Here is an 8,760-nt window from a genome sequence, read left to right on the forward strand (position 1 = left end):
TCAAAAAGTTTATTTTTAGAAAAAAAATAGTATAATTTTTTATATTTTATTAAAAAATGAGGTATTTACTATGTTTAAATTATTAAAAGAAATTTTTAAATCTTTATCTAAAAATAAAATAACAACAATAAGTTTATCTATTTTATTTTTTTTAACTACAGGAGTTTTTACTTTACTTTTTAGTGTAAAAGAATCTTTTAATAGACAAATAAATAGATATAATGCAGTTGCTAAATTACATGATTCAACAGTAGATTTAGATGTTAACTTTAGTGGTAACGCTAAAGATAACGGATATAAAAAAGAAACACCAATTGAATACACTTTGGATCAAAAAACTATAACAGAAATTTTAGATTTTCAAATAAAATCACAATTTATTTTGCTTTCTGATTTAGGAGTTAAGGGTGAAAAAGCAAATTATTATATAAGTGCTCAAGACTTTTTATTTCAGTATGAAGTTAATAAAAATATAAATAATATCGATAATAAAGATTTTAATTTTGATTTAAAAAATAAACAATTTCAAGTTTTAAAAAACGATAGCAAATTTTTTAAAACTTATTTAAAAAATGCTGATGGAACATTTAAAGAAAAAGAAATTTCCTATTACTTAAACAAGGATAATACTGCAGTTTTTTTAGACAAAAGATACAAAATTTCTGAAGTTATAAACATTTCAAGTAACGGTTCAGAAGGCTACTTATTACATAATCAAGGTGAAGATCATATAATATCTTCCATAAATAGAATGGGAATTAATTTAAATACCAAAGAAGCAACTTTTGATGTTTCTAAAATCAACTCATGAGAAAGAAATGGTATTTTATATTTATTAACAGAAGATGAAACAGCAAAATTAATCGGAGTTCATAAAGATAATAACAATAATTGAAAGTTATTTTATAAAAAAGATTATACAAGTGAATTATTTAGTTGAGATAACATAGCAAAATGATCGGCTCCTCAACAAGTTTGAAACTATAATATTGTTTTAAAACCTGATGGTTTAATGAATGGTAGTGAAAATACAGCTCCTGTAATTAAAAAGTTATTTTTAAAAAACGACATTCATAAATCACTGCCAGATTTTTTCCAATTTTCTAAATCTAATGTTTATAAACTTAAAGATGAATGAGTTTCAAGAGTTAGTTATCAAACCAAATTTATTTTACATAATTTTACTTTGTTAGATATTGAACCAGAAAAAGGAAATTTTTCTAAAAATTTTTCTAATTATTTAGCAAATTTAAAAGACAATGATCCTGAAGAATTTAAAAAAATTGAAAAGCTACATTATTGAGAAAAGCAAATAGTAAAAACTATCTCAAATAAAGAACCTGTTATTATTAGTCAAAATCTTTTAAAAGATGATTTAACCTTATTAATAAAAGGACCCGATGGTAAAACTACATCAATTAAGGATATTGAAAATTTAGGAAATGATTATAATATTCAAAATTTAACTTCACAGCAATTAGCATCTTTATCCAATGAAGAAATAGTAGATTTAACTTATTTAAAACTTAGAAATGCAGTTTCTACAACAATAAAAAACAAAATCTTTGATTATGTGAAAAACGAAAAAGAAGTTGATTCAGTTGGTAGAAGAAGATTTATTACTACAACAGCAATAGATGAAAAAAAAGGAGAAAACAAAATTTTTCAATTTATTGATGCAGGAATAAATGAAGAATATTTTGATCCAAACCACAAGCAAGAAGTGGGAAAACTTTTTAATGAATATTTTCATAAAAGTAACTTATTTATTAATGCTGATCCTAATTTTGATAAAAATGAATTCAATCCTGTATATAGTGCAGAAATTATAAATGCCATTTTTCAAGGTTTTGTTCCTGATTCTAAATACTTAAATCCAACCATTGAATTTATTGATATTCCTTCTAGTCAAAAGTTAACTTTATTTCCTGCAAATTTTTCAAAAGAAAAAGTAGTAATTTTAGAAAATAAAGAAAAAACAGTGAATTTTGCTGTAGGAAATTCAAAAAATGGTTATACCCTTTATGAAAAAAAACAAGATTCTTGAATTAAAGTTTTAGTTGATAATAAAGAGTTTTTAACTTTAACAGAATTAAATAATTTTATGGAATCTAAACATTTAGGTCTAAAAGTTTCTGTAGGAGAAAATGGTTGATACAAAACAGATGAAAACTTTTCAAATACTTATAATGTTCCTTTCATATATAGAGCACCTTCCAGCGCCTTACTAAAAGAAATAGAAACATCAAAAACAGTAAAAACACTTTTTGATAGTCTTAAAAAAACAATAGTTAATAGTGAATTAGTTAGAGAAAACTTCATAAAAGTAGATGAATTAGATAAACTATTAACTGCAACTCAAGATGCTTTTTTCGTTACTGAATATTATGATATTTTTACAAAAGGTAAAAATAATCAATCTTTAATGCAAAGAATGATTTTTGAGTCACTTTATTTAGCAACTATTCAAAATGATGATCAATTTTTAAACAAAATATTTAATAATTTTCTTGAAAACATTCAAAACAAAATTAGAGATAATGGAACTACATTAGATGAACAAAAAACTTATTTTATTGATAACATAGATAAAATAGGTCAAATTCTTTCTAATTTAGGAATTAATGTTTGAAATGATCTTTTAAAAGATAATACAAAAGAAGAGTTAAAAACTATAATAAATAACCCAATTGAATTTATTGATGGTTTAAAAACAATAATTTTATCAATTGATTTTAAATCTTTTTTAACTGATATTCACAATTGATACGAAAACAAATGAAATAAACAAGAGAGAAACGATTCTACTCATGCTTATTATTATTTTAGTGTTTCAGATTTAGTTATTCCATTAGTTAAATCCATTGATTTTGATGTATTTAAAAAAGGTGCAACTATATTAGTTAAAAATATTAATTTTGATTCTTTACTTTCTACCGCTTATAATAAATCAGAGCAAAAATATAAAGGAATTTTATTCAATAAAATTATTAATTCTTATAAAGAAAGTGTTTTAAAAGAAAAAATCACCACTTCTTTAGTTAATATTTTTGACAAAATTAACACAAATAAAGATAAAAATAATTCTTCTGAAAATTTTAAAAACATAAATTCAGGTTTAACTAAAATAATTTCTATTTTAGATAAAGATAGACTTTTAAATATAGTAGAAAATTCTTTAGAAAACACTTATTTTGAAGATTATAAATTTGTAAATGAATCAAAAGATCCGCAAAAAGTTTTATTTGTTGCTAAAACTCTTAAAACATCTAATTTAATAACTGCATTTATTTCAACATTTTTTAAAGATTCTGCAACTACCCATACTCTTTTTAGAGCAATAGAAGAAACATTAAATTTATCTGGTAAAACCAAAAAAGAAGGTGCATTAGGTATAACTTATTCAGTACCAGATAAAGATGCTGAAAAACTTGACTTGTTCGATTTACAAAATTTAGAGTTATTATCATATGCTAAATTTGAGGAATTAATTAAACTTTCTGACAAAGTTGATAATAAAATTTTAATCGATAAAGAATTCAATAATACGGAAATTTCCTTTATAAAAAGATATTTATTTTTTGGAAAAGACATCATAAAAGATGCTGATGAAATAAGTCAAAGAAACTCTATTTTTAAAGAAACATTAAAACTTTTCACTTTTAGTAAGTTTACTAAATCAAATAATTCGTTTGTTATAAAAAATACAAATTCTAACTCTACTTTAGCAGACAATTTATATGAGATTTTTATCGAGAACACAAAAGGTAACACAGCATTTAATACAGCAAAACCAAAAGCTAGAGAAATAGTAAGTAATGTTGTTTATTCTTCTGAATATTCTAGTTCTGTAAATAGTTTGATTTTTTATGATTTTTGAATTAAATTTGTTTCTGAAAACAACCAACTAAGTTCAACGGAATTAAAAGAAGTTTTCAATTTCTTTTTTAGAGAAGCACAAAATCAAAATTCTTATTTATACAAAGAATTAATGGAAACACAATTGTATGATTCTAAAAAAAACTTTGAAAATAGATCTTTTTTCTCTAAAGGACTAGACATTCAACCAATAGGACGTGGTATAGCACAACCTTTTGATTCTGCAGATACTTTATTTAAAAACATACCAAATACTGCTGATGCTAATGAATGAAAAAATAAAATAAATAAATTATTTGATTCTGAAATTTATAAAAAGAAAAATGCTATTACAGGTTTAGATTTAGCTGATTGACTTATTTTAAATAAAGTTTCTTTAGTTTCTAATTTAGCACAAATTGCAACAAATGAGAGATATCATAAAGACGCTACAAATTACTTTGTTAATTTACAAAAATCATTTGATTTATTAAACGATTTTGCTTCTAAAGGTGACTTAAATAGAGAAATTTTAAATAATTTAAGAAAGAATTTTACAACTCAATCTGCTGTTTTTACTTCTTTAGGTTTATCAGACACTGTATCATCAACATATTCTAGTGTTATTTTCCCAATAGTAGCAGCTTGATTTACCTCGAATCCAGCAGGAACAGATAATACAGAAAATAACTCCAATTTAACCTTTGTTTTAAATAATAGAGTAACTGATTTTTCAAAAATTATTAATGAAAACCCTGATAATTATAGAGATATAATAAAAGGAAGATTTTATAATTTATATAGTGATTCTCTTTTTGAATATCATTTAGAAAATCATAGTGTTAAAGGTTTATCATTAGATCTTTCCTATGTAGATTACTTAAATAAAAAAGTATTTTCAATTGACAATCAAGACACCATTTTATTTGATATTAACATTAATAAAATCTTTTTAGATTTAATTAATGCTTCTACAATAATAAGAGAAGAAAATAAATTTTTAGTATTTAAAGATGTTCGTTCCTTGGTTGCAAAAGTAAATTCTAGTTTTTTAAATGAAAACAATAAAGAAATATATAAAGAAAAATTACCTTCTAGTTATATAGAGTTAGAAAAACTAATAAATAATTTAGATGAAAAATACATAATAAATGTAAGTGGGTCTAAATTTTTAATAGTAGGTGATGAGCAAACTATCGATTATTTATTCCCTGTAATAAATGAAGAAAATTTACAAGTTAATATTAAAAACCAAGCACTTGTTTATGTTAATAAATGAGGTTTTGATAGAGCTCGTGAATCCTTTAGAGGTAGCGCTTTAAAAGATTATTTACTTGTTAAAACAAAACCAGGAACAAATGTTCAAGAATTTAATGAAAAAACAAATAGAGAAATAGCTAATAATTTTGGAAATATAGTAACTAAAAAAGTCTTTTCTAAAGATGAATTAGATATTATTAATCCAGAAAGAAGTTTAAGAATTTCAACAGCTTTTTCATTGATTCAACTTATATCAAATGCTAACTTTTATATGGTTGCATTAATGTCTATATTAATAATTATTTCTACCGTATTTATTACAAAAAGATATATATCTACAAGAAATAAGGTAATAGGGATTTTAAGAGCTCAGGGTTATAACTCTTGAATGATAGCTTTCTCATTTATTTCTTTCCCTTTCATTACAACATTTATAGGTGGAACTGTTGGATATATAGTTGGGTTATCGTTACAACAAGTGTTAAAAAACGCCTTTTCATCTTATTGAACTTTACCGACTCAGAGTATATCATTTGAATGAATTCCTTTTGTTTTAACTATTATTCTTCCATTTTTCTTACTTTCAGCTTTAGTTATATTATCTGCTTTATGAATTTTAAGAAAAAAACCAATTGATTTAATGTCTGGTATAGTTGAAATTAATGTTTCAAAATTTGCTATGGTATTTCTAAAAATATTTAGATTTGCTAATGTAAAAACTAAATTTGTTGCTTCATTATCTGTAAATAGTTTTTGAAAATTAATTTCATTAATGATTTCAACAACCTTAACAGCCTTTATTTCTATTTTCTCAATTTCTTCAAACGGAGTATTTAATGAGACTGTAAATAAAACATACCAAAAGAGAAATTATAAGTATAAGTTAGATTTAGAAACACCTACTATCGAAGCTGGACAATATCAAACTTTTGATAAAAATCAATTAGAAAATCTTTTATATGTTCCTTTAGGGGTTGCTTCTGAATCTAATGTTGAAGCAAATAATTACTTCAAACCAGGTAGAGCTCTTGTAAATGGTGATTCAGACAAAAATGGTAATCCAAAAGAAAATGATCCCCATATTTTAACAAGAGCGTCACTTCAATTACAAGTAGAATCATCATTATCCATCTCACCTTGAGATATAGTTTTAAATTCAATGCCTGATAGTCAAAGATCAAGAACTTTAGAAATTTCTAAAATGGCAATTTCAGAAATAGAAAAAACTCAAGATATTCATTTTGTAGAAAAAGTTGATATCACAGGCAAAAAATACAACTTTGAATTTGTAGGAACAGAAGCAAACCCACAAAACTATTTTAAATACATTGAAAATGAAAATGTTTCAACTGGTGGTAAATTCTGATATATGGTATGAAATGTTCAAACTCAAGAATATGATAGAGAAGCAATAACTACTTCTCAACATAGAGATTTATATAGAAAATTCTTAGTAGATGCTTATAAAAAAATTCCTTCTAATGATTTTTATATAGCGTTTAACGGTATTTTATTTAACAATCAAACAAACGAAAAATACACATATATTAATACTTCTTATAATGAAGAAAACAGTTTAAAAATTTATGGTTATAATAACAATTCTAAATATGTATCAATCCAAGATGAAAAAGGTGTTAATTTAATCGAATTAATGGAAAAAACACAGGTAATTAATGATGTTTATCCTATTTCTGTTAATTATGTATTTTTAAATAAAAACAACTTAAAACTCGGTGATACAATTGAATTAGAAGTTAAAAATCCTATTGATAGATATATAAGAATTTTAGAAGGAAATTCCTTTAGAAAATATAAATTTAAAATAGTTGGTATTATAAATACTTTCATTAATAGTGAGTTAGTTACAACAAGAAAAATAGCAAATCATTTAACTGGATTAAGTGAACTAGATCAAGATGGATTCAATGGTATTTTATCTAACGATGTTACTCCAGAGCAAACTATTGGTTCTGTTGGTTTATATGCAAATTCTGGATATTGATTTGGTGGAGACCTAATTAATATTGAGACAAAAGAACAATATGAAACAGCCTTTGCACAAATATATTCAAACAGCGATGATCAACCTGGTGTATTAAAAAATAATGGTTATAGTGATGAATTAATCAAAAAATTATTAACATTTAAAGAAAGAACAATTACTGATGTTGAAAATATCGATTTAAGCTATAAGAATATTACAAGTGATAAATTTAAGAGTGAAAACGCAACCTTAATTAAACAAGGTGTAAATAATTTCATCGACTTATATTCTAAAAATGTTTATAATTCGCTTTCTACAAATGTAGATGCTAAAGATATTCAAATAGGTTTTGTTAATAATATTGCTAATACAGTTTCAAAATTAACACTATCTATAGTTATTATTTTCTTTTTAGTTTCTGTTGTTATTCTAATTATGATTTCAAATATCATAATTACGGAGAACGAAAAAAACATTGCTATATTTTCAATCTTGGGATACAATAACAAAGAGAAAATAAAACTATTTTTTGGAATTTATTTACCTTTAATAATTGTTGCTACAATTATTGCTATTCCATTAGTTATTGGATTTATTGCTTTATTTAATGCGTTTTTAGTTTCATCTAGTTCTATTGCTCTAATACTTACTTTAAAATGATGACATGCTTTAACTGCAATAGGAATTTTATTCTTTGTTTATGGACTTACATCTCTTATTGCTTGAATTAATTTAAATAAAATTAAAGCTATTTATTTATTGAAAGGAAAATAATGACAGAAAACCAAAATAAGAAAGAACTAAAAGGTAAAATAAAAGAAGAAAATGTAGTTTTACTTACTAAAAAAGAAATAAAAAAAATAAAAAAAGCAAATAATAAACCAAAGAAAAAACACAAAGATATGATCACACAAAATACAGAAAATAATATCATTGAAATTTTCGATGTTAAAAAATCTTATCTTTCTGGTTCGATAATAACTTCTGTTTTAAAAGGTGTTACTTTAAAAATAGAAAAAGGAGATTTTGCTGTTTTATTTGGAAAATCAGGTTCAGGAAAATCTACATTATTAAACATTATTTCTGGTTTAGATAGAGCATCAGAAGGTGAAGTGATTGTTGCAAATAATAATTTGACATATTACAACGATTCAAAATTAACAAAATTTAGAAGAGAAAATGTTAGTTTTATTTTTCAAAGTTATAATTTACTGCAAAACTTAAATGGTTATGATAACGTTGAAACAGGTGCATATTTACAAAAAGATAAAAAGAAAGTTTTAAATATTAATAACCTTTTTAAAGAATTTGAAATAGAAGAAATTAAATATAAATATCCTTCTCAAATGTCTGGTGGACAACAACAAAGAATTTCCATTTTAAGAGCGTTATCAAAAAATGCAGAAATCATTTTTGCTGATGAACCTACAGGTGCTTTAGATGAAAAAACATCAAGAGCAGTTTTAAAAATATTACAATATATTAATAAAACCTATGGAACCACAATTGTAATGGTTTCTCACGATCCGACAGTTGCTGAATTATGCAATAAAGTTATTAAATTAGCTTCTGGAAAAATAGAAGAAATAATAATAAATTCTAATCCTAAAGTTTTATAAATAAAAAATTCCTTTATATAAGATTTGTTCTTTTAT

Annotated in this window: 2 protein-coding genes; both read left to right on the forward strand. The window is 23.6% G+C overall.

What is annotated here, in order from left to right:
* The first annotated feature begins 70 nt into the window (after positions 1-70).
* Positions 71-7,879 (forward strand): ABC transporter permease, encoded by a 7,809-nt coding sequence (locus ACXX85_RS02520; protein ID WP_458560548.1) that lies wholly within the window; start codon positions 71-73, stop codon positions 7,877-7,879.
* The gene (locus ACXX85_RS02525; protein WP_458560549.1) at positions 7,879-8,724 is read left to right on the forward strand and encodes an ABC transporter ATP-binding protein; all 846 of its coding nucleotides are present in this window, start codon (positions 7,879-7,881) and stop codon (positions 8,722-8,724) included. The genes ACXX85_RS02520 and ACXX85_RS02525 overlap by 1 nt, the downstream gene beginning before the upstream one ends.
* Positions 8,725-8,760 lie beyond the last annotated feature (36 nt).

The sequence above is a fragment of the Mycoplasma sp. Z386 genome (assembly GCF_054343375.1).